The sequence below is a fragment of the Pseudomonas sp. S3_C06 genome, assembly GCF_054667675.1.
On the sequence record NZ_CP162747.1, the window covers coordinates 441,920 to 468,830 of the forward strand.

The 26,911-nt window shown below is 57.2% G+C and carries 24 protein-coding genes; 11 read left to right on the forward strand and 13 right to left on the reverse strand.

From position 1 onward, the window contains the following. Nucleotides 1-49: 49 nt before the first annotated feature. Entirely contained in the window at nt 50-964 is a 915-nt protein-coding gene (locus tag AB4N44_RS01835; RefSeq protein WP_460110526.1) for a LysR family transcriptional regulator, read from the reverse strand. Between the two features lie 215 nt (nt 965-1,179). Between AB4N44_RS01835 and AB4N44_RS01840 the strand changes: the two genes are divergently transcribed. The 3 genes from AB4N44_RS01840 (at nt 1,180) to AB4N44_RS01850 (ending at nt 3,331) form a co-directional block, all read left to right on the forward strand. Continuing rightward, nucleotides 1,180-2,511, forward strand: a complete 1,332-nt coding sequence (locus tag AB4N44_RS01840; RefSeq protein WP_460110525.1) for a nucleobase:cation symporter-2 family protein — start codon at nt 1,180-1,182, stop codon at nt 2,509-2,511. A gap of 31 nt (nt 2,512-2,542) precedes the next feature. Beyond that, a complete protein-coding gene (locus tag AB4N44_RS01845; RefSeq protein WP_460158161.1) occupies nt 2,543-3,052 on the forward strand; it encodes a nucleoside deaminase in 510 nt (169 codons plus the stop codon). 147 nt (nt 3,053-3,199) lie between these two features. Beyond that, a complete protein-coding gene (locus AB4N44_RS01850) occupies nt 3,200-3,331 on the forward strand; it encodes a hypothetical protein (protein WP_086936038.1) in 132 nt (43 codons plus the stop codon). A 97-nt stretch (nt 3,332-3,428) separates the two neighbouring features. Here AB4N44_RS01850 and AB4N44_RS01855 read toward each other — a convergent pair whose 3' ends face one another. The 4 genes from AB4N44_RS01855 to AB4N44_RS01870 all read right to left on the reverse strand — a co-directional run bounded on the left by AB4N44_RS01855 (nt 3,429) and on the right by AB4N44_RS01870 (nt 8,126). Then, a complete protein-coding gene (locus AB4N44_RS01855; protein ID WP_460110524.1) occupies nt 3,429-3,824 on the reverse strand; it encodes a hypothetical protein in 396 nt (131 codons plus the stop codon). Nucleotides 3,825-4,039: 215 nt separating this feature from the next. Continuing rightward, entirely contained in the window at nt 4,040-6,508 is a 2,469-nt protein-coding gene (locus AB4N44_RS01860) for a fimbria/pilus outer membrane usher protein (protein WP_460110522.1), read from the reverse strand. 197 nt (nt 6,509-6,705) lie between these two features. Then, nucleotides 6,706-7,455, reverse strand: coding sequence for a fimbrial biogenesis chaperone (locus AB4N44_RS01865; RefSeq protein ID WP_460111648.1), 750 nt, complete (start codon nt 7,453-7,455; stop codon nt 6,706-6,708). A 68-nt stretch (nt 7,456-7,523) separates the two neighbouring features. Beyond that, a complete protein-coding gene (locus AB4N44_RS01870) occupies nt 7,524-8,126 on the reverse strand; it encodes a fimbrial protein (RefSeq protein ID WP_016986831.1) in 603 nt (200 codons plus the stop codon). 319 nt (nt 8,127-8,445) lie between these two features. On the opposite strand from AB4N44_RS01870, the gene AB4N44_RS01875 reads away from it, so the two are divergent. The 6 genes from AB4N44_RS01875 to AB4N44_RS01900 all read left to right on the forward strand — a co-directional run bounded on the left by AB4N44_RS01875 (nt 8,446) and on the right by AB4N44_RS01900 (nt 17,171). After that, nucleotides 8,446-9,666, forward strand: coding sequence for an EAL domain-containing response regulator (locus AB4N44_RS01875; RefSeq protein ID WP_034154081.1), 1,221 nt, complete (start codon nt 8,446-8,448; stop codon nt 9,664-9,666). A gap of 174 nt (nt 9,667-9,840) precedes the next feature. Further along, the gene (locus tag AB4N44_RS01880) at nt 9,841-10,548 is read left to right on the forward strand and encodes a response regulator transcription factor (RefSeq protein ID WP_137217056.1); all 708 of its coding nucleotides are present in this window, start codon (nt 9,841-9,843) and stop codon (nt 10,546-10,548) included. 7 nt (nt 10,549-10,555) lie between these two features. Next, nucleotides 10,556-14,188 carry a transporter substrate-binding domain-containing protein gene (locus AB4N44_RS01885; protein WP_160040041.1) on the forward strand — a complete coding sequence of 1,211 codons (3,633 nt, stop codon included), beginning with the start codon at nt 10,556-10,558 and terminating at the stop codon, nt 14,186-14,188. 104 nt (nt 14,189-14,292) lie between these two features. After that, entirely contained in the window at nt 14,293-14,676 is a 384-nt protein-coding gene (locus AB4N44_RS01890) for a hypothetical protein (RefSeq protein ID WP_077572902.1), read from the forward strand. A gap of 309 nt (nt 14,677-14,985) precedes the next feature. Further along, a complete protein-coding gene (locus AB4N44_RS01895) occupies nt 14,986-15,447 on the forward strand; it encodes a hypothetical protein (protein WP_077572901.1) in 462 nt (153 codons plus the stop codon). A gap of 95 nt (nt 15,448-15,542) precedes the next feature. Beyond that, complete coding sequence (locus tag AB4N44_RS01900; RefSeq protein ID WP_077572900.1) at nt 15,543-17,171, forward strand: methyl-accepting chemotaxis protein; 1,629 nt, start codon at nt 15,543-15,545, stop codon at nt 17,169-17,171. A 38-nt stretch (nt 17,172-17,209) separates the two neighbouring features. Here the strand turns inward: AB4N44_RS01900 and AB4N44_RS01905 are convergent, their stop codons facing one another. Beyond that, a complete protein-coding gene (locus AB4N44_RS01905; RefSeq protein WP_460158162.1) occupies nt 17,210-17,791 on the reverse strand; it encodes a hypothetical protein in 582 nt (193 codons plus the stop codon). Between the two features lie 362 nt (nt 17,792-18,153). Here AB4N44_RS01905 and AB4N44_RS01910 point away from each other — a divergent pair, with 362 nt between their 5' ends. After that, nucleotides 18,154-19,071, forward strand: coding sequence for a fimbrial protein (locus AB4N44_RS01910; protein ID WP_254846362.1), 918 nt, complete (start codon nt 18,154-18,156; stop codon nt 19,069-19,071). 211 nt (nt 19,072-19,282) lie between these two features. On the opposite strand, the gene AB4N44_RS01915 is transcribed toward AB4N44_RS01910, so the two are convergent. The 3 genes from AB4N44_RS01915 to AB4N44_RS01925 are packed head-to-tail and all read right to left on the reverse strand — an operon-like array spanning nt 19,283 to nt 22,065. Continuing rightward, nucleotides 19,283-20,284 carry an NAD(P)H-quinone oxidoreductase gene (locus tag AB4N44_RS01915; RefSeq protein WP_460110516.1) on the reverse strand — a complete coding sequence of 334 codons (1,002 nt, stop codon included), beginning with the start codon at nt 20,282-20,284 and terminating at the stop codon, nt 19,283-19,285. Then, nucleotides 20,285-20,617, reverse strand: coding sequence for a carboxymuconolactone decarboxylase family protein (locus tag AB4N44_RS01920; protein WP_034154073.1), 333 nt, complete (start codon nt 20,615-20,617; stop codon nt 20,285-20,287). A gap of 11 nt (nt 20,618-20,628) precedes the next feature. Beyond that, on the reverse strand, nt 20,629-22,065 hold the full coding sequence (locus AB4N44_RS01925) for an NAD-dependent succinate-semialdehyde dehydrogenase (RefSeq protein ID WP_077572895.1): 1,437 nt from the start codon (nt 22,063-22,065) through the stop codon (nt 20,629-20,631). A gap of 221 nt (nt 22,066-22,286) precedes the next feature. Between AB4N44_RS01925 and AB4N44_RS01930 the strand changes: the two genes are divergently transcribed. Next, nucleotides 22,287-23,213 (forward strand): LysR family transcriptional regulator, encoded by a 927-nt coding sequence (locus AB4N44_RS01930; protein ID WP_122661952.1) that lies wholly within the window; start codon nt 22,287-22,289, stop codon nt 23,211-23,213. 76 nt (nt 23,214-23,289) lie between these two features. Here the strand turns inward: AB4N44_RS01930 and AB4N44_RS01935 are convergent, their stop codons facing one another. The 4 genes from AB4N44_RS01935 to AB4N44_RS01950 form a co-directional block, all read right to left on the reverse strand. After that, a complete protein-coding gene (locus tag AB4N44_RS01935) occupies nt 23,290-23,541 on the reverse strand; it encodes a DUF2790 domain-containing protein (RefSeq protein ID WP_016984519.1) in 252 nt (83 codons plus the stop codon). 254 nt (nt 23,542-23,795) lie between these two features. Further along, nucleotides 23,796-24,917 carry an SMP-30/gluconolactonase/LRE family protein gene (locus AB4N44_RS01940; RefSeq protein ID WP_460110513.1) on the reverse strand — a complete coding sequence of 374 codons (1,122 nt, stop codon included), beginning with the start codon at nt 24,915-24,917 and terminating at the stop codon, nt 23,796-23,798. 123 nt (nt 24,918-25,040) lie between these two features. Next, the gene (locus AB4N44_RS01945) at nt 25,041-26,057 is read right to left on the reverse strand and encodes a transketolase family protein (RefSeq protein WP_460110512.1); all 1,017 of its coding nucleotides are present in this window, start codon (nt 26,055-26,057) and stop codon (nt 25,041-25,043) included. After that, nucleotides 26,054-26,902, reverse strand: a complete 849-nt coding sequence (locus tag AB4N44_RS01950; RefSeq protein ID WP_460110510.1) for a transketolase — start codon at nt 26,900-26,902, stop codon at nt 26,054-26,056. Before AB4N44_RS01950 ends, AB4N44_RS01945 begins: the two co-directional genes overlap by 4 nt. Between the last annotated feature and the right edge of the window lie 9 nt (nt 26,903-26,911).

The window sequence follows — 26,911 nt, forward strand, 5'->3', positions numbered from 1 at the left end:
ACAACGCCTGCAATCGAGGCCCGCTTTGGCGGGCCTCTTTGTTCCCACGTCAAAGGGTGGTGATCTGCCCGTTGCGATCCAGCTCATACACCTTGTTGCCCTGCAATTTCTCCTTCAGCCACCGCTCCGCTTTGCCCAGCGGTCGCTGCCGCGCCCACAGCAAATCCACACCAATCTGCCAGTCGGTATGCGGATACGCCGAGAGCTGTAGCTCCACCAGCTCACCCTTGGCCAGTTCACGCTGAACAAGCTGGCGGGGCAGGGTGGCCCAACCGAGCCCGGCGCGGACCATTTCCAGTAACGCCAGATAGCTTTCCGCTTGCCACAACTGGGTCGAGCGCAGGTATTCGCTGCTCGGCAGTTTGCTCGCGTGGGCGCTGAAGGCCAGGCGCCGATGGACGTGCAGGTCGTCGAACGTGACGTTATCGAGTTGCGCCAATGGATGGTCGGGGTGGCAGACGTGCAGCATGATCAGCTTGCCCAGTTGCTGAAACGCCAGCTCCTTGGGATAGCCGGGCTGTGAGAACGCCACACCGAGTACCGCTTCGCCGCTGCTGACCAGTTCGCTAACGTCGCCGTAAACCGGATGGCGGATGATCAGGTCGACAAAGGGGAACGCGGCTTCGAAGGCTTTGAGCACCGGCATGATCGGCCCGTACGGCGTTTCAATGGCGAGCGTCAGGCTGGTTTCGACGTTGTCCGAAAGACAATCGGCGTGGGCTTCGAAGGTCATGCAGCGTTCGAGCACGGCTTCGGCCTGCACCAGGAGTTTGTGGCCGCTGGCGGTGAGGGCAGGGCTGCGGTTGCTGCGATCGAACAGGTCGACGCCAAGGTCGGTTTCGAGGTTGGCAATCGCCGCGCTGATGGTCGATTGAGTCTTGCCCAGTTTGCGCCCGGCGGCGGAAAACGATCCGCTTTTGACCACTTGGACGAACATCAACAGTTGATCGAGTGAGAAGCGCAAGCGGTGAACTCCCGGGTCGAGGATGGGGGTTTAAAGCAGATAACCAATGCCAGATTCGTGCCATCGAAAAAAGCGATGGTTGCTAATTTGGTTCATCGCAATAAACGTTCAACCATGGCCCCGCGTCAAACGATCTCCGGGGCGGATCTGATTTTCAAACGCCCCTGAGCATGCCCGCGATCTCAACAGATGCCGCACCTTCAGGAGCGTGTGAAATGACTACACAACGCATTCATCCGGTGGACGAGATTTTGCCACTGCGACAGTTGTTCACGTTTGGCTTGCAGCATGTGCTGGTGATGTACGCGGGAGCGGTGGCGGTGCCGCTGATTCTTGGCAGTGCGATGGGGCTGACCTCGGCGCAGGTGATGTTGCTGATCAACGCCAACCTGTTGACCTCTGGCGTGGCGACGCTGATTCAAACTATCGGCTTCTGGAAATTCGGCGCACGGCTGCCGTTGATTCAGGGCTGCTCGTTTATTGCCCTGGCGCCGATGATCATGATCGGCAAGGAATTCGGCCTCAGTCAGATTTTCGGCGCGGTGATCGCAGCGGGCTTTATCACCATTGCCCTGGCACCGGTGTTCAGCCGCTTGCTGCGGTTTTTTCCGCCGGTGGTGATTGGCAGTCTGATCACCATTATCGGCATCTCGCTAATGCCGGCGGTGGCGATCTGGCTGGGCGGCGGCAATCCCGACTCGGCGGATTTTGGTAATCCCGCGAACCTGTTGCTCGGTTTGGCGACGGTCAGCGTGACGCTAGTGATCTACGCCAAATGCAAGGGCTTTCTCGGCAACCTCAGCGTGCTGATTGGTCTGTTCGTCGGCAGCCTGATCGCAGCAGCCTGCGGTATGACTCACTTCAATCGTGTCAGCGAAGCGGCGTGGTTTGAGCTGAGTGCGCCGATCGCCTTCGGCGCGCCGGAATTCGCACCGGTGCCGATTCTGATCATGACCCTGGCGATGCTGGTGATCATGGCCGAGACCACCGGCAACTGCTTGGCGATCGGCAAACTGACCGGCAAACCGACCACGCAACAGACTCTCGGCAACGCGTTCCGCGCCGACGGCTTGTCGACCATGCTCGGCGGTTTGTTCAACAGCTTTCCCTACAACGCCTTCACTCAGAACACCGGTTTGATCGCGCTTTCCAACGTGAAAAGCCGCTTCGTCGTGGCCGCCGCCGGGGCAATCATGGTGCTGATGGGCCTGTTCCCCAAACTCGGCGCGTTGATCGCCGCCGTGCCGACGCCAGTGCTCGGTGGCTGCGCGATCGTGATGTTCGGCATGACCACGGTGGCGGGCATTCAAGAACTGTCACGGGTGCAATTCGAGGGGACGCGCAACGGCATCATCGTCGCCGTTTCAGTGAGTGTCGGCGTGCTGCCGATGTCCTTTCCGGCGCTGTTCGAACACGTCGGCCCGACCCTGAAACTGGTGCTCGACAGCGGGATTTTCCTCGGCGCGATCACCGCCATCGTCCTCAACATCCTGCTCAACAACGAAAAAAAATCGACCGAAACCCTCGGCGCTGAACTGGCCGACTGACCTTTTGTTTTCCACTGCCCAGGAGTTACCCATGAATCAATTCACTCAGCTCATTCCGGCCGGCGTCAGCGAGCTTGATCTGGCCTTGCTGCGCCAGACCATCGCCTTGTCCGAGGCATCGAAACAACGCGGTCGCCATCCGTTCGCGGCATTGGTGGCGGATCGCAACGGCAAGGTGATTGTCGAAGCGGGGAACAACTCGATGCCGCCGCAAGGCGATCCGACTCAGCATGCCGAGTTGGTGGCGGCCGCCGCAGCGGCAAAACTGCTGTCGCCGCAAGAGCTGGAACTGTGCACGCTGTACACCAGCGCCGAACCTTGCTGCATGTGCGCCGGCGCGGTGTATTGGACCGGGATCGGGCGGGTGGTTTATGCCTTGTCGGAGCATGCGTTACTGGGATTGACCGGTGACCATCCGGAGAACCCGACGTTCTCTCTGCCGTGCCGCGAGGTGTTCGCCAAGGGGCAGCGCAAGGTCAGTGTGCTGGGGCCGATGCTGGAGGGGGAGGCGGCTGAACCGCACAAGGGCTTCTGGTTGTAACCGCTTTGAAACGAAGCGCGCGTGGTGTGAGGTTGCGCTATCCAGAGACTTAAGAGTACTTGCTCGCCGAGAGGGAGAAGGTGCGAAGTTTTGGAACTGCCAGCCCTCGGCCGATGCCGAATGAGTAACCAGAACGAGGGCAAAGCAATGACTGAAGAAACAGCACAATTTCCAGAGGAAGAAGTACCTGATCAATCGACGCCGGCGCATTCCACAGAGGAAGAGCAAAAGCGCCTCAAAGATTTTAACAAGGAAGGCATCCCGCCCGGCAGCTGCTGATGGGTAGGCACTGGCTCGGGCCACGTACCTTCGGCGCGTCGCTTTGCGACGCGCCATGAGGCGTTGGCCTGCGCCAGTGCGGCCATCGGCGGGGATTTCAAGCGTGTGTGTCAACGCTGAGTGTCATTTGGATCAATGTTGCCGGCAGCGCGTGGAGGTTGCCAGCACATACAGAAATCTGATTTTGAATCTCGATTGTTCTTTGAGACTTCTCTTCTTCTGGCATATTCATTCTTTCGATTTTAGCCAGCTCTGCTCTGCGAGTGGCAAGTTGTTGCTGCATCTCGGCAATTTGTTTTTTTATGAGCTCGACTGCACTAATAGGCTGTTTGACCGTATCAACACCTTCTTCTCTGGAATCAATTCTAATCTTGTCGTCGCTAGTGGTTTTCTTCGTAAGTGATAGATGATTTTGCGAATCTGATTTTATGTGTTGGTTGTTCTCTGGTTTTTTCTTATAGATGGTTACGCTCATTGCACTGATTTTTGGCATGGCTAATTCTCTTGGCTTTCTCGGCTATAGGGCGTTGGGGCTATTGATCTCACACGGTTGCGCGTGAGTGCTCACTACGCCTTTTATGGTAATGAGTCTTCTGCATGAGGATATAGGAATTGTCTTGTTTTTATGCGCCATGGCTAGACGCGCAGAAACGACAAGGCTCTGAATAAATCAGAGCCTTGATATTGAAGATTGAAGAATTGAACGTGTTATTTCGATGTGTCTACGCTGGTTGAGCAAGAAAGCCGGTAATGCTCATAGTTCAAATCCTTCAGTCGTTCTGGAAGCTTGTAAGGGGCGGGGCAACTTTTACCCTGCCACTTGATTGTAATAATCCCTTGATCTTTGGTAACAAGCGCTAACGCCTTGCCGGTGGGGTCGGAAAGTGCCAGTTGTTTACCATCGGCATCCATCAATACCGCTCCGAATGGGAGGGGGTTGCCCTCGGCATCGTAGAGTTCGAACTGGATCCGTCGACCTTTGCTGCCCTCGAAGCGCGCGAGCACTACTGAACCTCGTCTCGGTACGAGTTGTTGAGTGGTGTTGTCCAGCTCTATGTCACCGCCGAGATTTCGTGTGTCCAGTGTCACCCAATTCACGCGATAGGGCTGTGCGTTTGGAAGGACGGCATAGCCGTTGAGGCCGGTTTTCACGCCGGAGTAGCTGCTGACTTCTACCCCTGACATGCCAGGCACTTCCACCATTGCGAATGTTTCGCCGACGGTCTGGCCCATGTTGATTCCCCCCGCGTGAGCCACGATCGATCCGGCCGCGCTCAGGTTCTGTGATTCATAACCGCTGCCTCGGCTGTAGCCCAATCCCAGATCGCCCATCGCTGTACGGGTACTCAGGCTGAGTGAGCCGGAGCGATCACCTTGCACACTGCGCCCGGTCTGTACGGAATAGTAGGTGTCACTGTCTTCAGTCAGATAACCATTGATCCCGGCTTGTGTACTGGTGCCGGTATTCTGATGATTGCTGGAAATGTAGGCGCGAGGTGCGCGAGGTGTCGATCCGAGCGGGAATGAGATCGAAACGCTCAATTGGGTGTCGTGAGTGGTGTCGCCGCGTGTGCCGAATTCCTCGGTTTTACTCAAGCTGATGTTGTAGTTCAGGTCGCGCCAATTGTTGTTGTAACCGGCGGAGAAGCTGCGCGAGCCGCCGCGATCCCAATAGCGCTGATCACTGGCATTCAAGTACAGCGAGCCGTACTGGCGCGCTTCGCCCAGGGTCTGGTTGACCGTGAGGTCGGTACGGGTTTTGGCGTTACCTGCGCGCCGTGTAGCGCCGGTGCTGGTGTCTTGAACGTGGTCGGTCAGCGTGCGGTAACCCTCGGTCGAATAACGATAGGCGGCGAGGGTGAAGCTGGTATCGGTGCCGGTGAAGGTCTTTGCATAGAGCGCGCGTACGCTGCTGCCCTGGGTCGTTTTGCCAAATGCCTTGCTGGACGATTGCGTCACGTCCAGCGACATCGCGCCAATCGAAGTGTTCTTCGCCGCACCGACGGAAAGCGCCTTGAAACCATTGCTGGCCTGAATGCCGGCAATGCCTGTCAGGTTGCTGGTCAGACCGTAGGCGAAAGTGCCGCCCAGGAAGGCCGGCTTGTCATAGCCTTCGCTGTTGTTGTTGAATTTGCCGCTCGACAGGCTGTACTTCAACTGTCCCTCACGCACCATCGTCGGCAGGGCGGAGAACGCCTGCCGGGTGACCTTGCGCCGACCATCCGCCTCGACAATGGTGATCTCCAGATCGCCATTGGAACCCGATGGATAGATATCACTGATCTCGAACGGCCCCGGCGGCACGTTGGTGGTGTAAAGAATGTAGTTATCCTGGCGGACCTCGATCTTCGCATTGGTTTCAGCCACGCCACGAATGATTGGCGCATAGCCGCGCTCGCTGTCTGCGCGCATGCCCTCATCAGAGGCTACCTTGACGCCTTGATAGCGCACGCTGTCGAACAGGTCTGAGTCGGAAAAGATTTCACCCGCGCTCAGTTGCCCCTTGATCGCCGTGAGGTCGCGCTGGATGAACGTGCGGTTGCTGACAAACCGATTGGGCCGGCCGGTGGCACTGCTCAGATTGGACTCGTTACGCAAACGCCAGGCACCGAAGTTGATGCCGTTGCGCAGCCCCAGATTATTGGAGATCTGCGTCGAGTAATCGGTTTTGCTGCGGGTGCTGCTCAACTGATAGTTGATGAATCCGGCGGCCACGCCATCGTCCCAAAGCTCTGGGTCAACATAGCCGCGCATGCCGCGTGCCATAGCAACCTGCGGCACGCTGATATTGAGGCGCAGGCGGTTGGCGTCAAAACTGATACTGGCTTGCTCGATCATCGACGCAAGATCGTAGTGATCGGCAGGCCGTTGCTCATCAACCAGACCTTGCTCACGCAGTTTGCGCATGTCCACACCCAGCTGCTGTAACAATTCCAGGGTGATACGTGGCTCGACTTTGCCGTTGAGCGGGTTGGCCGCGAAATCAACGTCGCGACGACCGACCAGCGTGCCGTTGCTGAAAACGTCAACGCGATATCGGCCAGGCAGAACGCTGTTGGCATTCAACAAAGGCTGCAGATCGACCGCCGATGAACCTTCCAGAAACAAGGTATTGAACGCTTCACCCGCTACCGCGGCGGGGCCTTCGGCACCCATGGCGAAGCCACAAATGGCCATGTTGATGGCAAAGCACAATGGATGCAGGCAGCCCAACGCCGTTTTGTTTTTATGGCGCGCAACGTGATGCTTTACACAACTTGAAGATGTGTGGTGTTGGGAGGAAAACATGCAATTTGCCTTATCAGTCCGTGTTGCTTCAACCGGAGTCCGGAACTCGTAAATAGCTTGTGAATTGGCGGGGCGGGGCGAGGAATTTACTGGGCGGATGCATCTTTCACGCGCTCGGCATGACTTTCGATAGCGCTGAGTGGTGCATCGAATCGTTGTTGTGCGCCGTAATCATTAATGGCTGAAAAAGTCAGGCGTGGAGAACCGGGTGGCAACTCTTTCAAGTTGAACGAGCGAACTTCGCCCGGAGCGATCATTGTCGAATCAATCACCAGTTCCGCTTTATTTCCAGCAGCGACTTTCAGGTCGGCCAGCGATACGTGGTAATTGCTTTGATTTTTTACTTTCAGTACCGACTTGCCAGCTTGCGTGACCAGTTGCCATACAAGTTGCACCGGCGCTTGCGCGGCGGCTCCGGTGAGTCCGTCCGGACGGAAGAAAACCTTGATGCGCTGACGTACCGCCAGTTGCAGCGTATTGACATCGGCAGCGCTGGCCTGAGGGATTTCCTGCACGTTCAGCCACACCACTGACTCTTTGTCTGCAGGCATGCCGCGGCCTTCATAGAGAATCCTCAACAGTTGCTGTTGATTGGGTTCGAGTCGGGCCAGCGGTGGAGTCACCGCAAATGGCGGCGCGCTGCCAGCCGTGTCGCCGGCATCCAGCCACGATTGCGCCAGGATGGTTTGCCCGCCGTTGCGCACGGTGACGTTCGCCTCTTTGTGCGCGCCATCGAAAATGATCCGGGTGGAACTCAAGGAGATGCTGGCGAATGCCGAGTGCGTCATCAACACCCCGGCAAGCCCCAGGCACAGCGGAAAATAGCGACTTAACATAGTTTTCACCGATTGATCTGGTGGGGAAGGACGAGGCACAGCGGCCCCGTCCAGGTATTGCGTGCTGCTTATTCGTATTCGAGAACGAACGGCAGAGTGGCGTTACCGGTACCTGCAGTAGCGGTGGTCTTGTCGCCGGTGGTGACGTAAGCGGCTGCGAACGACAGGGTGCCGTCGCCGCCAGTGGTGCCGTCGCCGGTCAGACTGGTCTGTACTTTGGCAGTGGCTTCAGAGCTCAGGTCGATCAACTGGCCGTTGCTGTCCAGCAGCGCGATACCTACGCCTTTGGCCGCATCAGTACCTTGCAGCTTGAGAACTTTCTTGCCATCAACCAGGCCCGAACCACCGTTTACGGTTGGTTTGAACAGCATCGACACTTTGGTGCCGGCGTTGCAGTTCACTTTCAGGTTGAAATCGTTGGCAGCCACGCGACCAGCACCCGGGGCAGAATCGGTGCCCATGTCTTTGATCGATACGCTGCCCATGTCCACAGCGATCATCTTGTCGTTACCCGAAGCGCCATCTACCGAGCACGCGTCGTTGTTGATGACGCCGGTGAAACTGATTTGACCGCTGCCGCCCTTGACGGCTTTAGCGGCTTCTTCAGCCAGTGCGCCAGTGGAGGCAGCCAGTACGGAAAGAGTGAGTACTGCGAAAGCGAACTTTTTCATGTTTATATCCGAAGTTATTGTGAAGTGCTGCATTGAAATGCCAGGCCATGTTAGGTCGGTGATAGTGATGGGTCTTTGAGATTTGTCTTAAAGCGTGGCAAGTGCGAACAAAGCGGCAATATCGGAAGTGCGTATTTATATTCTCAGTAAAGTGCAGTGGACTAAATGAGACAATTCTCAAAGTCGCGCGAGCTCTACCTGATTAGTATTCGCGGACGCAGAAATTCTCAGTCAATGCAAAGTTTGTGAGCAATCTTTCTGTTGGAAGATGATTCAAGCTTTTCGCTATTAATGGCTGATAGAAAGAGGTTCCCGGTTTGTGAACACGCTTCGTATATTGGTATTGGAAGATCACGCCTTCCAGCGCACGGCTGCGGTCAGCGCGCTTAACAGTCTGGGTTACAAAAATATCTTTCAGGCGGCTGACGGAAAGGATGCGCTGGCTTTGATCTCCCAGGCAGGAGGTGTGGACGTTGCGTTGTGTGACTTGAGCATGGCCGGGATGGATGGTTTGACCTTTCTGCGCCTGGCGAGAGAGGCCGGATTGATTCGCGCAGTGATCATCTGCAGTTCACTGCCTGAAGACTTGTTACGCACGGTCGATCGAATTGTCACGTTGCAGGGCCTGGAATTGCTTGGCAGTGTCGGCAAGCCCTTGATGGTCGATGTGCTGGCGCCATTGCTGGCTCGCTATCGGCCGAACAGCCAGGTCGATGCCAAACTCGCGGAAAGTCATCTCGATCAGCCTACGGAGAACGAAGTACTGGAAGCGATACGCCGGCAGGAATTTCGCGCGTACTTCCAGCCCAAGTTTCATCTGCGCAGTGGTGAGGTGGATGGCGCCGAGGTGCTGGTGCGCTGGCAAAGCCCTAGTCGCGGGTTGCTTTCACCGGGTATGTTTCTGCCAACGATCGAGCGTTGCGGACTGCTCGACGAAATGTTTTTCAGCCTGCTCACGCAAGGACTGAGTCTGCAGCGTTTTGTGCAGTCCCACGGCAAGCCGTTCAAGCTCGCCTTCAATCTCGACGTCACGCAGATGGCCAACCCGAATCTCGTCGACCGGATCAAGGCGCTGTTGCGCATTCACGGCGCCTCGCCAGCCGGGCTCATATTCGAGCTGACGGAAACCGGTCTGCTGCAGATGCCCGAGATCAGCATGGAAAACATGGTGCGTCTGCGCATGCTCGGCTTCAGCCTGGCGATCGATGATTTCGGTGTCGGCTATTCTTCGCTGGAACGACTGTGTCAGATGCCGTTCAACGAAATCAAACTCGACGCCGGTTTCGTGCAGAATTTCCAGCAGGCTCGCTACAGTGCAGTTATCCACGGTGCACTGGCCTTGGCGCGCGAGCTGGACATGCGAGTGGTCGCAGAAGGCATTGAAACCGCAGATCAGGTCCATCACCTGGCTCGACTCGGTTGCCAGTGGGGGCAGGGCTTCTTCTATGCTCGACCCATGAATTGGGCGCATCTGGTCGATTGGCGTTTTGAGGGGCAAAAATCGTCCTGGCGCCGGGCAATAGGCACGTCCGACCTTTGATCCGCGCGCGCGGTCTGACTTTTGGGACAAAGCCCTATTTCGTCACGTCTTCAAAACAATCATCATGTGACGAGAAATCAATCAGATGCACCTGAATGCTTCGGTGATGCCCGGGATCGGCTGCGGTTGCCAAGTGCTGATGATCCTTCAACCCTCCTCATCATGGAGCTGTTCATGCATTGGTCAGTCGTGAATCCGTTACGCGTTGCCATCCTTGATGATCACTCGCTCATACGTCTGGCGATGAAATCGCGGCTGACGCGCGAAGCCGAGTTCAGTGTCGTGGGCGTGTACGCGAGCAGTGCGCAGTTGCTCGCTGGATTGCGCGAGACCGAAATCGACCTGCTGATACTCGACTACAAGCTGCACGATGGCGAGCTGGACGGGCTTAATCTGATTCGCCTGCTGCGCAAGCAATATCCGGGCATGCGCATCCTCGTCTCATCCTCCGAAGAGCGCCCGGCAGTAGTGAACATGGCGATCGGAGCGGGCGTCAGCGGATTCTTCGGCAAGTCCCAGCCAGTCGATGACCTGATCACCGGCATCCGCTGCGCAGCGTCCGGCCAGTTGTACCTGTCGCCGGCAATGGCCTTCGAACTTGATGTGCTGCCTGTGTCAGTCGATGAGCCTGCTGGTAGCAATGATGACGGCGCGGCGCACAGCGACGATTTTCTGAGCAATCCTCTGCTGTCGCCGAAAGAGAAAGAAGTCTTGCGCTGCTGCCTCGAGGGTATGGGGGTGACGCAGATCGCTTTGAAGTTCTCGCGCAGTCGCAAAACCATCAGTGGGCAAAAACAGGCCGCTTTCAAAAAGCTTGGCATTCGTGGTGATGCAGAGCTGTTCAAGTTGCAGCACAGCCTGACAGCCGACAACCAGGGATAACTCGCTTATGTTTCATCTGTTGCGCGGTGTTTTGCTAGTCAGTGTGCTTTTCGTGTTCGGTAGCGGGTCGTTGTGGGCAGCAGAGCCGCGCACTCTGCAGGTGTTCGGTCGATCGGACTGCAAGGAGGTGCAAGTCGATCTGGGCAATGAAGACTGGAGTTGGCTACGGCAGAAACGCAGCCTCGTATTGGGATCGGCGCTTCCGGATTTTCCGCCCTATGTCATGACCGCAAGCGGTACGCGTTATGAGGGGATTGCCGCCGACATTGCCTGCATTATCGGCCAGGCCTTGCATGTCGAAGTTACCGTCAAGGCTTATCCTGACCGTCGCGAGGCCATGGCGGCGCTTGAACGCGGCGACATCGACATGTTGGGCAGCTCCAACAGTTTCGAGTTGATCGATGGCCTCGTCACGCTCAGCAAACCTTATGTCGAAGACGTGCCGGCGATGTTCATGCGCGGCGATGATCGGCGACCGATGCCGGCCAATCTGGCCGGTCTGCGTATTGCGGTTGCCGACGATTACCTGCCATCCAGTCAGCTGCATGGCTTGTACCCCAACGCCGAGTTCGTACTTTTCCCATCGAACGAGTTGGCACTGGCCGCGCTGGCGTTTGGCAAAGTCGATTTGTTTCTGGGCGACACGGTGTCCAGCAATTATCTTATCAATCTCAACTACTTCAACTATGTGCGCCTGCACTCTTTCGTCAAAACGCAAACCAGCGGTTTCAGCTTTGCCTTGCGCCGAGGTAATGATCAACTGCTGCGTCTGATCGACTCGGTCATCGAGTCGATGGGTGAGGGCAAGATAGCCGAAATTTCCAAGCGCTGGTCCGGTGGCGGCGGGGCACTGACACCCAAACGCATCGATCTGACACCCGGTGAAGCACGCTGGCTTGAACTGCACCCGGTCGCGCGGTTCGTGATCAATGACGATCAGGCGCCATTTGCGTTCTTTGATGGCGATGGCAATTTTGGCGGGATCGGCGCCGATCTGCTGGAGCTGATTCAGCGGCGCACTGGTTTGCAGATCGATGTAGAGCGCACCGACAGTTTTTCCAGCTTGAGCACACGCCTGCTGGATGGCAGTGCCGATATCTCGTTGCTGACGCCAACCGTCTCCCGTGAAGTCGGTATGCGTTTCACCCACCCGTTCCTCGCCAGTCCCTTTGTGATCGTCACCGCCAAGGACGCAGGCGCGCCGTCAAGCCTGCAGGAGCTACGCGGCAAGCGTGTCGCCGTCCCCGAGAGTTCGGCGGAGCGTGAGCTGCTCAAGGATTACCCCGACATCGAGATTGTCGACAGCGAAACAGTGCTGGGCGCTCTGGCTGACGTGAAGGATGGGCGAGCAGACGCGATGATTACCACGTTGCACAGTGCGCGTTACTACATCGCTCACATCTACAGCGACAGTTTGCGCATCTCCAACATCGTCGGCATGAACAAGGGTTTCCTCGCCTTCGCCGCCCGACGCGCCGATACCGAACTGGTCAGCATTCTGAACAAGGCTCTGTTGAGCATTCCACCCGATGAGCTGGACGTGATTCTCAACCGTTGGCGTCCCATTGCTGCGTTCTCGGGTTTGTCGTGGCGCGATTACAAGACGTTGATCTACCAGATCAGCGCTGGCGCATTCCTGATCATCCTCGGATCGCTGGCGTGGAATTTCTATATTCGCCGGCAGATCCGCGAGCGCAGTCGGGCAGAGCGCTTGCTCGGCGATCAACTGAAGTTCATGGGGGCGCTGATCAACGGCACGCCGCATCCCATTTACGTTCGCGATCGGGAAGGTCGGCTTGTCACCTGCAATAACAATTATCTGCAGACGTTTGGCCTGTTGGAAAAGGACGTAATTGGCAAGACCGTGCTCGAAAGCGGCAAGCGCAATCGCCAGGAGGCGTTGCAATTTCACGATGACTATCTGCGCGTCATCGAGCGGGACGAACCTTACGAGGTGGATCGCACGCTGCATGTCGGTGATACGCGGCTGATCATTTATCACTGGATTCAGCCTTATCACGACACAACGGGCGAAGTCAGAGGCGTGATCTGCGGCTGGATCGACATCAGCGAGCGCCGCGAACTGATCGAAGAGTTGCGTTCGGCGAAAGAGCTGGCCGATGAGTCGAGCCGCGCCAAAACCACATTCCTGGCGACGATGAGCCACGAAATCCGTACGCCGATGAGCGCCGTGATCGGCATGCTTGAACTCACACTCAAGCGCGCCGAGCAGGGCCACTTCGATCGACCGGCGATTGAAGTGGCCTACGACTCGGCCAAAGGCCTGCTGGAGCTGATCGGCGACATTCTCGATGTGGTTCGCATCGAGTCTGGGCATGTCAGTCTTTCGCCGAAACGTGCCAACCTGCGCGAACTGGTCGAATCCGTAGCGCGGGTCTTCGACGGCCTGGCCAGGCAGAAGAGTCTGGTGTTGAAGCTCGATATCGACGCCACCGTCGGCTGTGACGTACTGGTTGATCCGATGCGCTTCCAGCAGGTGCTCTCGAACCTGGTCGGCAATGCCATCAAGTTTACCGATACCGGGCATGTCAGCGTCTCGATTCGTGGCCAACGCCTTGCTGACGAACGTTTGCAGGTCGACTTGAAAGTCGAGGACACCGGCATCGGCATTTCCAGCGCTGATTTGCAGAACCTGTTCCAGCCGTTTTCGCAAGCCAATCACGGCCCCTCGAACCGGGGCGGCACCGGTCTGGGGTTGGCGATTTCACGTTCGCTGTGCGAGTTGATGGGCGGGCGGCTGAACATCACCAGTACGCTGGGCAAAGGCACCTGCCTGGAAGTGTCGCTGTTCTTCAATATCCTCAGTCCGCTCGGCGGCAAGGTGCTGCCTGTTTCGGTCGTCCAGGACAAGCCAGTGCCGACGCTGCGGATTCTGGTAGTGGATGACCAGAGCGCCAATCGTCTGCTGCTGATGCAGCAGCTCAGCTTTCTTGGCCAGGCGGTGCGTGACGCTGCCGATGGAGCGCAGGCATTGGCGTTGTGGCGCTCTGAGCCGTTCGACATTGTCATCACGGACTGCAACATGCCGGTCATGAACGGCTATGAACTGGCCCGCACCATCCGCCAGGACGAACGCGACAGTGGTGGCGCGCCGTGTATCGTCTTGGGCTTCACAGCCAACGCGCAGCCGGAAGAAAAAGTGAAATGCCGAGAGGCGGGGATGGATGACTGTCTGTTCAAACCGATCAGCCTCAGCACCTTGTCGACCATGCTTGCCGGCTGGGAAAAGAATGTCGAAACCGAGCCGGTTCAAAGCCCGCCAGCGGCGAGTATCAAGGAGCTGGGGTCGATTCGCGAGCGTCTGACCGAACTCACCGGAGGCGATCTCGACATGATGAAAGAACTGCTGCGCGAGGCGCTGTCTAGTTGCGAGAAGGATCTGGAGGAGTTGCATTCGCTGATACCCGAAAGCGATCCCGGTTTGTTGGCTGACCTGGCACATCGGATCAAGGGCGCGGCGCGCATCGTCGCCGAGCATCAGGTCATCGAGGCGTGTAACGACCTTGAGGCCGAGTGCGAAGCGCCGGTCATCGATCCACTGGATATCAATCGCAGCGCGTTGAAGCTTGAGCATGCACAAGCTGATCTGATCAAGAAAATCAAACGGGTCGAGCTGTAACCGTATTGGCGCAGGGCCCTGCTGACTGGCCTTGTAATGAAGGGGCACGTTAAAGATCATTTTGTAACGGGCGATACCTTGGTTAATAACCATGGAGTTTCGCGATGATCATTCGACGTCCTTTATTGATTGCCAGTCTCTGCCTGCTTGGTTTTGACACCGTCAGCGCGGCCCAGTCTGCGCCCGTCAGCGGAGTGATTCGCTTCAGCGGACAGATTGTCGAGGCAAGTTGCATGGCGAGTGGCGCCAGCCGTGCTTCTGCTTCTTTCGAGCTGCTTGATTGTCCGCAGGCGAGCACTGGTCAGATGTTCTCGGTGACCAACGTCAGTGCGGCTGGGCGGGGTGAGCCGCGCCAGCAAGTATTCGTGAAGATGATTGCCGATACCCACGAGCAGGAAAAATATTACGACCAGCGCCTGCTGCTCACGGACAACAACGGCCACCCGATAACGACTGGCAATTACGTCGTGACGCTGACGCTGCCTTGATGGACTGAGAAAGAATGAGTTTGCGCCCCTTGTTTCAAGGTTACTGACAACAAGGGGCATTAATAATGAGAATTGTCTGGTTCGTACACAACCGTCTCGCGCTTCTGGCATTGCGCCGCTCTCCACTGTTGCAAAATCCCTCCCTCCAAAGACTTTGAACCATGCCGGGCCCCGCTAGCGCGGGCTTGTCAGCAAAGTGTGGTTTTCGTTCAGCGACCCCTGCGGTCATTTTGAGACAAGTCTCATATCGGACGGGCTGGCCCTTGGTTATTTTCTTGAAAGGAAGAATGGAGCTGCCAAAGGTGTCCGATGTTTCTTGAAAATAACCGAAGTCGATCCTTGCGGATCCTGATCGCCGATAGCGACGTGCGTAGAGGCCTGTCGATTGAACAGCAGTTCAACAAGCTGGGCTGTCTCAGCGTCGTGAACGTATGCACTTATCGTGACCTGAGAATACTGACGTATTACTGCCCCCAGCGGCTCAGCCTGGTCGTCGTCAATGCTGAGTTGCTCAACGAGATGGCGATGGATCCGCTCGATTTTTTTGGGGAAAACCCGCTGATTCGTCACCTGCTGATTTTCAACCCCAGTGATGATCATCAGTGGTCGAAGACCTTCTTCAACCCGCATCCGCAACGCTGGATGCGTCTGGTCTCGAAAATCAATCTGCCGCGATTGGCGGATTTTCTGATGCTGGCTGATCCCGCGCTCAATGAAAGTGCGGAGCCGGCCTCAACTGATCCCACGCTTTCTTCGTGTGCAAACCGCTAGCTGCACCCTTGCGCGGTGACGGCTGATTGTCTGCGCCAGCTTTCCTGCCAGCTCGTAAGACCCATTGTCTTGAATACACTCTAAGGTAAGGCATCATGCTGCTTCGTAAACTCAACCTCGCGCCGCGATCGGCGCTGTGTTTTGGCTTGTTCTGTCTCATGATTATCGCGATCGGATTGATCGCCTTGCAGCAAGTCGACTTGCTCAACAAGGCAGAAACCTATGTCGAGACGACCATCGTGCCAAGCATCAAGCTGCTCGGCCAACTGGATCGCGAGTTCATCGAAATCAAGGGCAATAACGCCCGTTTGCGTAACCCTATCGAAACCCCTGAGCGCAAGGCTCAGGCCCTGATGGACATTCAGCAATCGCGTCAGCTCATCAAAAATCATCAACGAGCGCTCATTGATCTGCTGACTACTGACGCTGGGCGTAAAGCGTTCGAGGAGTTCGCCAAAGCACAAGCGGTCAATGATCAGGCGCAGGACCAATACCTTGAAACCGTGGCGAAAGGGCAGCTTGAAGCGGCCATTGCGCTGTCAAAGAATCAGATGCGTGCCGCCTCGGACGGCGTGCAGGTCGCGCTCAAAAAGCTGATTGCTCTCAACGAGATCGAAGCATATGAAGCGGGCAAGCAGGCCGACAATGTCTACGAACACACGCTGTTGATCGTCAGTGTGTTCATTGTCATTGCCATCGGTGCTTCCTTGGCCCTGGCGGTGTTGTACACGCGCAGCCTGACGGTGCCGATTGCAGGCTCGCTAAGGGTTGCGGAATGCATCGCCGCCAACGATTTGAGCGAAACCATCGCGCTGGATGGTTCCGATGAGGCGGCGCAGATGCTGTCTTCGTTGGCCGCGATGCAGGCCAGTTTGCGTGATGCGCTGATCATGATCCGTGACTCGTCCACGCAGTTGGCCGAAACCTCGGAAGTCATGCACGGCGTCACCGAAGATATTTCGCGTATCACTCAGCGTCAGAGTCATGAAATCGAAATGGCCGCCACCGCCGTGACTGAAATGAGTGCGGCGGTGGAGCAGGTCGCGGACAACGCCGCATCGACCTCGCAACTGACGTCGGAATCAAGCGCAGCAGCTGTTGCCGGTAAAGCCCAGGTCAGCGAAACGGTCGCGGCAATCAATCTGATGGTTTCCAGCGTGCATAGCACCTCGGCTGAAGTGCAGGCGCTTTCTACGATGGCGAGCGATATCAGCAGCGTGCTGGACGTGATCCGAGAAGTCGCCGAACAAACCAATCTGCTCGCTTTGAACGCGGCCATCGAAGCGGCACGGGCGGGGGAGGCGGGCCGTGGCTTTGCCGTGGTTGCAGATGAGGTGAGAGGGCTGGCGCAACGTACGCAGAAATCGACCGAGGACATTGAATCCATGGTCAGCTCCATTCAGTCGGGCACCAGTCGGGCGGTTTCTTCCATGAGCCACACCCGCTCTCAGGCCGAAAGAACGCTCGAGATGGCCAATATCGCCGGCGAAGTGCTGACCGACATTACTGGCTCACTGAATCTCATCAATGAACGAAATCTGCTGATGGCGACCGCTGCCGAAGAGCAGGCTCAGGTTGCGCGTGAAGTGGATCGCAGCCTGATCAGCATTCGCGACTTGTCCTGTGAAACCGCAGAAGGATCGAAACAGACGGCGGTTGCATCGGCGGAGCTCTCGCAGTTAGCGGCGTCGCTGAACAAATTGACCAAGGAATTCAAGCTCTGACTGTGAGCGTAAAGCCCTGGTTGCCAGGGCTTTGTTTATCAGTGCTTGATCGGTGAAGTGAAGTCTTGCACATCGGGTGCAGAATTCTGAGCTGGCGATGCGGTTTGTGCCGTCAGTTGTTCAATGCAGGTGGCGAGTTGTTTTTCATAGCTTTCAAGCACTGCTTCGGCTTCAGCTTCGCGCTCATCACGCAAGCGAAAGAAGTCGTCGCGACTGAGCTGATCCGCTACGAGGCGGATATTTTGCTCGATGATCGCGCACAGAGAGTCTTCATCCTCTAGCGCGGTGCTGGTTTGCGTCGCGCGTTGAGTGTTTTCCAGCTCGGTCTTTGCCGTCTCGGCGGCCTTCACTTGTTCCTTCGCGTTAAGCAGATCGGTTTCCAGGGCTTGCTTCTGTTCTGCCAGGCGCTTGAGTTCTGCGCTCATTGACTGGATAGCATCGGCGCGGTGGGTGAGTTGGACCTCCTGTTGTTGCACCACATCCTTCAGTGGAAACAGTTCATTGAGCTCATGACCGGCGACCACGGTCATGGCGATCAGCGCCAGTGCCAGAATCGTCAGGCAGTAGATGGCGGCGTTGCTCTGGGGTTTTGCGCTATTGAGGGTATCGAGGGCTCTCACGGAATCGTTTCTCCTATCAAGAGAAGTCAGTGTAATGCCAGAGTTTCGTTGTGCCTTTAAGACGAGTCTTAAATTGGTTGTTGGTTATTTGCGCTGGCAAAGGAAGGTGTTCAACTTGGCCTTTTATAGATAATCCGAATTTAGCTAGCTGGCTATAAGTCCATGAGCATTGTCTGGTTGTTGAATAAATAAACCTTTTGCTCAAGTGTTATTTATTCATTATCTTTTCGCTCCGCTTATGGTGATTTTGCTGCCGGTTAAATATTCGCACCATCGTCAATTATTCAGTTGTTTGCATGCAATGCAGAGTCAGGGGGAGTGTTATGAAGTTATGCCATATATCAATTGTCGGGCTCTTGTACATGCTGTCGTCAAACGCAACGGCGGCGGTATGCGAATTCTATCCCGACAATTCCATGGGCAACCTCCGAGTTGTCCTTCCGGCCACGATCTCGGTGCCGCGGGACACGCCGAACGGCACGGTTATCTATGAAAGCCCAATCGTGACGCTGGGAGCCATTCCCAGTTCGTTCAGGTGCTCTGCGGTACACAATGAAGGGGTGCGAAATTCTGTGGGCACCACCCAGGCGGGCGCGCAGACTTTTCCCATTGGAAATACCGGCATCGGCTGGCAATGGGTTCGACCGCCATCGGGCAAAGTATGGAAAGGCTTTCCGGGTGACTCCGACGTCGCTGGCGGTTGGGGGTGGAATGGCACTGAGCACATCTTGCGGCTTGTAAAGACGGGGGAGATTTCCGGGAGTGCGACGATACCCTCAGGCCAATTAGGGAAATTTGTCGCTGCTGAAATCGAGCCTCTTGCATTGAATACAAGTGGCACGCGGGTGGTCTCACAGTCTTGCGAAACACCCGATGTAAAAGTTGATATGGGTAGCTATAACTTGAGCGATTTCCCGAAGAACGGTGCCTATGCCAAGGAGCAATACTTTTTTCTCAGTATGAAAAACTGTCCTGCCGGAATAAACAACTTCCGCTACTCCTTTTCGCCCACTGCGGGCAGCCCTGCGTGGGACGCTAATACTGGCATGGTAAATCTGAACAGTAGCTCCACTGCCAAAGGTTTGGCATTGCAGATGCGCTTCAGAGACGGGAAGCCACTCAAGCTGAATCAGAACTACATAACGAAAGCGCCTACATCGGAAGGCGGGAATGCAGCTGTAGACTTGCAAGCGCGTTTCGTGCGCATTGAACCTTCCAATGCGCAAATGAAGGCAGGCGATGCCAACGCCGAAATTGCCTTTGTCGTTGAGTATCTATGAGGAGGCCAACAGCTTCTTCACCTCAGCCACAATCATCGCAATGTCGAAAGGCATGGCCAGCCCCACGTCGAACTTTCAAAGAAAGGCATGAGAAGCGGGTTGTCGACATACGGAACAGGTCGACTAAGCCCGAACACTTATGCATGTCAATGCATAAGCAGAAAACGGTGCCCATCAAGGGCACCGTTGTTAATCGACCATTCGACCCGTTTTAAATCAAGTCTTCTGGCTGCATCGTCAAAATGATTTTCCCGACGTTCCCGGAAGACTCCATCCGGCGATGCGCATCGGCAGCCCGCGCTAGAGCAAACGTGCTATCGACGACCGGCTCAAGGCTTCCGGCACCTTCGAAGCGATCAAGCCAGTGATCGCGGAATCGCTTGATCATGGCGTGCTTCTCCGGTTGCGTGCGTGACTTCATCACCGTGCCGATGATTTGCAAGTGGCGGTAAAGAATGTCCTCCAGCGCCACCGTGACGTTGCCGCCACCGCCAAGGATGCCGACCTGAATCAGGCGACCGCCCTTGGCAAGGGACGCGATGTTGCGGGCGAAGTAGGGCTCACCGATAAAGTCGATGATCACATCGACGCCACGCCCCTGGGTTTTTTCGGCGATCACTTGAGCGAAGTCCTGCGTCTTGTAATCGATCGCCACGTCTGCGCCCAAATGCTCGACACGCGCCAGCTTGCTGCCTTCGGTGGTCGCATACACCGTGGCGCCGGTGGCGTAAGCCAACTGCACCGCAGCAGACCCGACGCCGCCAGCGGCCGCGTGTATCAGCACCGAATCGCCAGCCTTGAGCCGAGCCAGGTGCATCATCGCTTCATGGGCCGTGACGAAGACCTCGGGAATGGCCGCCGCATGTACATAGTCAACCTGCGCAGGGATGTGCATGGCCATGCGGTAATCGATGCGTGCCTGCTCGGCGTAGGCGCCGCCGCCGACCACACCCATGACGCGATCTCCGACCTCGAACCCCGTCACCGCTTTACCTTTGCCGATCACTTCGCCAGCGATTTCCAGGCCGATGATCAGCGAGTCACCGAAATCCGGATGGCCGTAGCCACCGGTCCGGTGCGTCGAATCCGCTCGGTTCACTCCGGCGGCATAGACACGTACCAGCAGGTCGTCAGGACGGACTTCAGGATCGGCGACCTCGACGAGTTCGAGGACGTCTGGCGCACCAAATTCTCTGATGTTGATGGCTTTCATTCAGTTGTTCTCCGTTTCGCTGAACGTGGCGTTGGCGATAGCAGACGCAGTGATGGCGCCAGGGAAGCCCACATAGAAAGCCAGGTGCGTGATCGCTGCCGCCAGTTCGTCTTGGGTTACACCGTTGCCAGCCGCGCGGCGTAAGTGGGCAGGCAACTCTTCCGAGTGACCAGCGGCTATCAATGCCGCCACGGTGATCAGGCTACGGTCGCGCGGGGACAGCGCCGGGTCACTCCAGATTTGCGGATAAAGCGTCGAGTCGACGAATTGCGACAGCTTTGGCGTGAACGCGCGCGCGGCTTCGCGAGGACTGCTGAAATTGAGCTTGGACATGGGCGAGTTCCTTAAACCTGGCTGATGAATTTGTGGGTCAGATAGTGCTCGATGCCTTCAATGCCGCCTTCGGAGCCGTGACCGCTTTCTTTCATGCCGCCGAACGGGAGCTCGGTCGCGACGATGCGGTATTGGTTGATGCCGATCATCCCGGCCTCTAATCCGTCGGCGACGTCAATGGCCGTGCGCGCGCTGGAGGTGAACGCGTAGGCCGAGAGTCCGTAGGGCAGGCGGTTGGCTTCTTGCAGCCCATCGGCCAGCTCATCGAACCGCATCAGTACGGCGATGGGGCCGAAGGGTTCTTCGTGCATGATGCGGGCGTTCATCGGCACATCCGCCAGAACGGTGGGCTGGAAGAAGTAGCCCTCGCCTGACAAGGCTTCGCCACCGACCAATACTCGTGCACCTTTTTCGACGGCATCGGCGACCAGTTCTTCCATTTTTGCCAATTGCCTTGGGTTGGCTAACGGTCCGACCTGAGTGTCCGGATGCAGGCCGTCACCGATTCTCAGGGCTTGGGTCGCCGCGACAAAGTGATCGACAAAGGCTTGATAGGCGCCACGCTGGATCAGAAACCGAGTGGATGAAATGCACACCTGCCCGGTGCCGCGAAAGCGGTTGGCGACGCCCTCAACGGCGGCTTTTTCAATGTCGGCATCTTCGAACACCAGCACCGGTCCGTGCCCGCCCAGTTCAAGGGTGATGGGCTTCACGCCTTCGGCAGCGCGTGCAGACAGCAGACGACCGATGGGCACCGAGCCGGTGAAGGTCACCTTGCGAATGATCGGCGAGGCGATCAGATGGCTGGACACTTGATCCGGTACGCCAAACACCACTTGCAGCACACCCTTGGGCAATCCTGCATCGTCGAGTGCACGCGCCAGGGCCAGTGCTGTGGAGGGGCTTTCCTCACCCGGTTTGAGGATGACGCTGCAACCGGCGGCCAGTGCTGCCGAGAGCTTGCGTGCCGGGGTGATGGCCGGGAAATTCCACGGTGTAAATGCGGCCACCGGGCCGATGGCCTGGCGTTTGACCAGTTGCAACACGCCTGGTCGGTTAGCCGGGACCACACGGCCATCGATACGCCGGGCGCTTTCGGCGAACCATTCGAAATACTCCGCCGCACGGGTCACTTCATCGAGGCTTTCACTCAGCGGTTTGCCTTCCTCCAAGGTCATCTGCGCGGCAATCTGCGGTGCACGTTCCAGGATCAGGTCGGCGGCACGCTTGAGGATTTTTGCGCGTTGGTCAGGCACGGTCTGGCGCCACTGCTCGAAGCTCAGGCGAGTCACTTCCAGGGTGTGATCAAGATCGCCTGCGGTGGCGAGCGGGACGCGGCCGATTTCCCGGCCGGTCGCCGGGTTGACGACGGCGGCGGTATCGCGCCCTTCGGCACTGATCCATTCACCACCGATGAAAAGATAAAGCGGGTCGTAGGAGGTTTTCATGATCTGCCCTTCAGTTGGTTGTCAGAGATTCGGATGAAACCCGGCGCCTGTTCAGGCGGCCTGTGCAACCAAGTCTATGGAAGGAGGGGCCATTGATTTAGACGGGCCAGAGGGAATCATTGTTGTCGCCAGAGGTAATATCGAGCCGCGGGCCGAACGTGTAGCATCCGGAAAAAATGCGCGTTATCACGGGTCAGCGTCAGATCTACAGGAAGGTCGCGATGGACAAGCTTTCGAACATGTCGGTGTATATAAAGGTTGTCGAGATGGGCAGTTTCACGGCCGTGGCCAATCATCTGGACTCCACCGTCGGTAACGTATCGCGTGCTGTATCGGCGCTGGAAAACGTGCTCGACGCACGTCTGTTGCAACGCTCGACCCGACGCCTGTCGGTCACCGATGCCGGGCGACGGTTCTATGAGCGCTGCACGAAAATTCTGGCTGATCTGGAGAGTGCCGAAGCCGAAGCCAGCAATGCCGCGCTGGAGCCTCGGGGAACACTGCGGGTGCATTGCGTTCCTGGGCTGGCCCGGCATCTGGTCACCGGGGCGGTGCTGGAGTACCGCCAGCAATTCCCGGAGGTGACGGTGGATTTATTGCTCTCGCAACGCATGCCTAACCTGTTGGAAGACCAACTGGATGTCTCGATCCTGATCGCCCGCGCGCTCCCCGATTCGGCGTATGTCAGCCAGAAGATCGGTGTCAGCCATTGTGTGTTGGTGGCGTCGCCAGACTACTTGGCCCGGCATGCGGCTCCCGAGACGCCAGAAGACCTGCGTGATCACCAGTGTCTGCTGTTGGGCACCGTCGACTATGTGCGGGATGAGTGGCAACTCAAGAGCAAGGCCGGGGACGCGACGTTTGTCCCGACAGGGCCAAGTTTCAGCGTCAACGATATGGATGCGATGGCGCTGGCCATTCGAGAGGGCGCGGGGATTGGCTTGCTGGCCGGATTTACGGCCATCGATGATTTGCGTTCCGGCAAGCTCGTGCGGGTTTTGCCTGACTACCATACATATGAGCGTAACGTGTACGCCGTCTATACCTCTCGGCAGTTTGTCGATGCAAAAATCACCCGGTTTATTGAAACGCTGAAAGATCGGGTTGGCAGTCAGCTGGCAGCCACGGCCAAAGAACTGATCGATTGAAATACTGCGGAGCAAAAAGGTATTTGCGCCTCGATGAGACCACTCTCCGAGGCGCAATGATGGGTAAACAGCTGACTTAGCCCTGGCTGCAACGGCCCATGACGTTATAGGCCAGTACATGGCGTTTGCCTTGCGAGTCCTGGTAAGTCATGTGCGTCGGTACCACTGCGCAAACATCCGGCACCGGTTCTTCAGAGATGACCTTGGCGACATCCAGGTGGGTACCGTAGCGATATTGCTCGACCTGTTTAGTCGTTGCAGGACCGTCCTGCGCTGCTACCACAGAGCTGAAGCCCAAGAGTGCGACGATGATCATTGCCGTTTTCATGATGAGATTTCCTAAAGTAAGTGTGATGTTGCTGGCAGGACGAACTTTAGGCTTGAGGGTGTTGCGCAAACAGGCACGGATCAGGGAAAGACTTTTATCAATTTCGAACACAATCGGGAGGTGTCTGACGTTACGGGCGCTCTACAAGGTCGGCGTGGCGGTGACAGTAACCGGGCTTGAGTGCCGCGCACCTTCGGATGCGCGGCAAGCTGTGTTTCGACGCTCACGAAACTGTCGTGAGACGAACCGCGCTTTTACAACGCAAACGTAGTCCCACGGGTATTCACAAACAGCGAATAGATCGAGTGACTGCTGGCCATGAACAACCGATTGCCTTCGCGCCCCCCAAAGCACAAATTCGGGCAGCGCTCTGGCAGGGAAATGTGCCCGATGGCCTTGCCCTGCTGATTGAAAACGCGCACGCCGTCGAGTTTTTCCAGGTCAGCCTTGGAATCACCATTGCCGCCCCAGCCGCACCACAGGTTGCCGGCTTCGTCGCATTTGATGCCGTCGATAGCTGCATATTCCAGACCTTCGATGTGCTTGCGGCGTTCGCCCAGTGTGCCGTCGTCATTCACGGCAATCGCCCAGATCAAGCGATTAGGCTTGGCGCGACCTTCGACGACGTAAAGGGTTTTTTCATCGGGCGAGAAGCACAGGCCGTTTGGACCGTTGAGGTCATCGATGACCCGCGTGACTTTTTTGCTCTCGCCGTCGATGCGGTACACGGCGTGGGGTTGGCTCGGGGTGATTTTGTGGCCCTCGTAGTTGTTGCTGGTCTGGAAGGGCGGGTCGGTGAACCAGATCGATCCGTCACTTTTGCAGACGATGTCGTTGGGCGAGTTGAAGGGTTTGCCGTCGAAGCTGTCGGCCAGCACGGTGATCGTGCCATTGGCTTCGGTGCGCGTGACGCGCCGACCTTCGCTGGTGGTGGTGGAGCCTTCGCAGACAATCAGCCGCCCTTGGCGATCCCGGCACATGCCGTTGGAAAAGTTCGAGTGTTCGCGGTACACGCTGAAGGTGTCGGTTATTTCATCCCAGCGCATGATGCGATTATTTGGGATGTCGCTGACCAGCAAATAGCGGCCATCACCGACCCAGACCGGACCTTCGGCCCAGCGCATGCCGGTGGCAAGTTTTTCAACACTGGCGTTGAAAACACGTAATTCGAGGAAGCTGTCGTCGAGGATATGAATCAGCGGATCTGGATAGCGCTGACTCAAGGGTTCGGCGGCCTCGGCGAGTCGGGGCAGTGCGGCACTGCCGACGGTGGCGAGCGTAGCGGAAACAGCCAAGGACTTTTTCAGGAAGCTGCGGCGGGTGTTGCCTTGCGCTCGGTGGAGGCTTTCAGGTTTGGCGGACAGGCATGAGTCCATGTAGCGATCTCCGTGGTTTTATTTTTTTTCGGGGAGACGTAGTAATACCTTGTGATAGGACATCGTACAAGCTGTTCGTTGTCCGCGAGTTGTAGGGCGCTTGTCCATAAGCGCCCTGATCGGTCAGCGGTCCAGCCAAAGCTTGATCTGCGCGCAGACGGCCTGGGTAGAAATGCCGTAACGATCATGCAGTGTCGGCAAAGCACCCGCGTCCAGAAACGCGTCCGGCAAAGCGATCTGCCTGAACGCTGGCGTGACTCCGTTACGCAGCAGCACCCCGGCAACGGCCTCGCCGAGTCCGCCAATAATCGAGCTGTTTTCTGCGGTAACCACCAGTCGACCTGATTTGCGAGCTTCGGCAAGAATGGTTTGTTCATCCAGCGGCTTTATCGTCGGTACGTGCAACACGGCGACATCCACGCCATCTGCTTGCAGTTCCTTGGCGGCTTCAAGTGCGCGCATGGTCATCAGGCCGGTGGAGATGATCAGCACATCGTTACCGGTGCGCAGGGTTTTGGCTTTGCCGATCTCGAACTGATAGCCGTACTCGTCGAGCACCAGCGGTACGTTGCCGCGCAGCAAACGCATATACACAGGCCCTTGATGCGCGGCGATCGCTGGTACGGCCTGTTCGATTTCCAGGGCATCGCAGGGGTCGACAATCATCAGGTTGGGCATGGCACGGAAGATGGCCAGGTCATCGGTGGCCTGGTGGCTGGGGCCGTATCCGGTGGTGAGACCGGGCAGGCCGCAGACGATTTTGACGTTGAGGTTTTCCTCGGCGATGGCCATGCAGATGAAGTCATAGGCACGCCGCGAAGCAAACACCGCATAGGTCGTGGCAAAGGGGACGAAGCCTTCACGGGCCATGCCCGCGGCTGCACTCATCAGCAGTTGTTCGGCCATGCCCATTTGATAGAACCGGTCCGGGTGGACCTTGGCAAAGATGTGCAGGTCGGTGTATTTGGACAGGTCGGCGGACAGGCCGACGATGTCCTGGCGTTGATCAGCCAGCGCCGCCAGCGCATGACCGAAAGGCGCGGATTTGGTGGCTTGGCCTTCTGAAGCAATGGAGGCGATCATCGCTGACGTGGTCAGGCGCTTTTTGCTCGACATCGGGGTGTTGACGGCGTTGTTCATTGGGTTTTTCCTTCTTCAAGATTGCGCAGCGCAAGATCCCATTCGTGCTCTTCCACACGGATGAAGTGGGTTTTCTCGCGGGTTTCCAGGAAGGGCACGCCTTTGCCCATTTTGGTGTCGCAGATGATCACTCTTGGTTGGCTGCCGGAATGATTGCGCGCGGCATCGAACGCGCTGACCAGCGCCTCCAGATCATTGCCGTCGACGCGCTGGGTAAACCAGCCAAATGCCTGCCAGCGATCGACGATGGGTTCGAACGAGAGAATTTCGCTGGAGTGGCCGTCGGCTTGCTGGTTGTTGACGTCGACGATGGCGATCAGGTTGTCGAGCTGCCAGTGCGAAGCCGACATCAGCGCTTCCCAGGTCGAGCCTTCGTTCAACTCGCCATCGGACAGCAGGTTGTAGACGAAGGAGGGCGAATCTTTGCGCTTGAGGCCCAGGCAGGCACCGACAGCGATGCCCAGCCCCTGACCCAACGAGCCGCCGGTGATTTCCATGCCCGGGGTGTAGGCGGCCATGCCCGACATCGGCAGGCGACTGTCGTCCGAGCCGTAGGTTTCCAGCTCTTCGAGCGGGATGATCTCGGCTTCGATCAGCGCTGCGTACAGCGCAATGGCGTAGTGACCGATGGAGAGGTAGAAGCGATCGCGCTGCTCCCATTCAGGGTCTGTGGGGCGATGATTCATCGCATGAAAATAAGACACCGCCAGCAAATCGGCAGCGCCGAGAGCCTGGCCGACGTAGCCCTGACCCTGAACCTGGCCCATGCGCAACGCATGGCGGCGAATGTTGTGCGCGCGCTCCGTCAGGCTCAGGGATGCAGCGTGTGAAAGATTAGTCGTCATGATGAAACT

Bases quoted from the DNA above. Each gene is read 5' to 3' on its own strand.
- AB4N44_RS01840 (WP_460110525.1), top strand. From the start codon at position 1,180: ATGACTACACAACGCATTCATCCGGTGGACGAGATTTTGCCACTGCGA.
- AB4N44_RS01845 (WP_460158161.1), top strand. From the start codon at position 2,543: ATGAATCAATTCACTCAGCTCATTCCGGCCGGCGTCAGCGAGCTTGAT.
- AB4N44_RS01850 (WP_086936038.1), top strand. From the start codon at position 3,200: ATGACTGAAGAAACAGCACAATTTCCAGAGGAAGAAGTACCTGATCAA.
- AB4N44_RS01855 (WP_460110524.1), bottom strand. From the start codon at position 3,824: ATGCCAAAAATCAGTGCAATGAGCGTAACCATCTATAAGAAAAAACCA.
- AB4N44_RS01860 (WP_460110522.1), bottom strand. From the start codon at position 6,508: ATGGCCATTTGTGGCTTCGCCATGGGTGCCGAAGGCCCCGCCGCGGTA.
- AB4N44_RS01865 (WP_460111648.1), bottom strand. From the start codon at position 7,455: ATGTTAAGTCGCTATTTTCCGCTGTGCCTGGGGCTTGCCGGGGTGTTG.
- AB4N44_RS01870 (WP_016986831.1), bottom strand. From the start codon at position 8,126: ATGAAAAAGTTCGCTTTCGCAGTACTCACTCTTTCCGTACTGGCTGCC.
- AB4N44_RS01880 (WP_137217056.1), top strand. From the start codon at position 9,841: ATGCATTGGTCAGTCGTGAATCCGTTACGCGTTGCCATCCTTGATGAT.
- AB4N44_RS01885 (WP_160040041.1), top strand. From the start codon at position 10,556: ATGTTTCATCTGTTGCGCGGTGTTTTGCTAGTCAGTGTGCTTTTCGTG.
- AB4N44_RS01890 (WP_077572902.1), top strand. From the start codon at position 14,293: ATGATCATTCGACGTCCTTTATTGATTGCCAGTCTCTGCCTGCTTGGT.
- AB4N44_RS01895 (WP_077572901.1), top strand. From the start codon at position 14,986: ATGTTTCTTGAAAATAACCGAAGTCGATCCTTGCGGATCCTGATCGCC.
- AB4N44_RS01900 (WP_077572900.1), top strand. From the start codon at position 15,543: ATGCTGCTTCGTAAACTCAACCTCGCGCCGCGATCGGCGCTGTGTTTT.
- AB4N44_RS01910 (WP_254846362.1), top strand. From the start codon at position 18,154: ATGCTGTCGTCAAACGCAACGGCGGCGGTATGCGAATTCTATCCCGAC.
- AB4N44_RS01915 (WP_460110516.1), bottom strand. From the start codon at position 20,284: ATGAAAGCCATCAACATCAGAGAATTTGGTGCGCCAGACGTCCTCGAA.
- AB4N44_RS01920 (WP_034154073.1), bottom strand. From the start codon at position 20,617: ATGTCCAAGCTCAATTTCAGCAGTCCTCGCGAAGCCGCGCGCGCGTTC.
- AB4N44_RS01925 (WP_077572895.1), bottom strand. From the start codon at position 22,065: ATGAAAACCTCCTACGACCCGCTTTATCTTTTCATCGGTGGTGAATGG.
- AB4N44_RS01930 (WP_122661952.1), top strand. From the start codon at position 22,287: ATGGACAAGCTTTCGAACATGTCGGTGTATATAAAGGTTGTCGAGATG.
- AB4N44_RS01935 (WP_016984519.1), bottom strand. From the start codon at position 23,541: ATGAAAACGGCAATGATCATCGTCGCACTCTTGGGCTTCAGCTCTGTG.
- AB4N44_RS01940 (WP_460110513.1), bottom strand. From the start codon at position 24,917: ATGGACTCATGCCTGTCCGCCAAACCTGAAAGCCTCCACCGAGCGCAA.
- AB4N44_RS01945 (WP_460110512.1), bottom strand. From the start codon at position 26,057: ATGAACAACGCCGTCAACACCCCGATGTCGAGCAAAAAGCGCCTGACC.
- AB4N44_RS01950 (WP_460110510.1), bottom strand. From the start codon at position 26,902: ATGACGACTAATCTTTCACACGCTGCATCCCTGAGCCTGACGGAGCGC.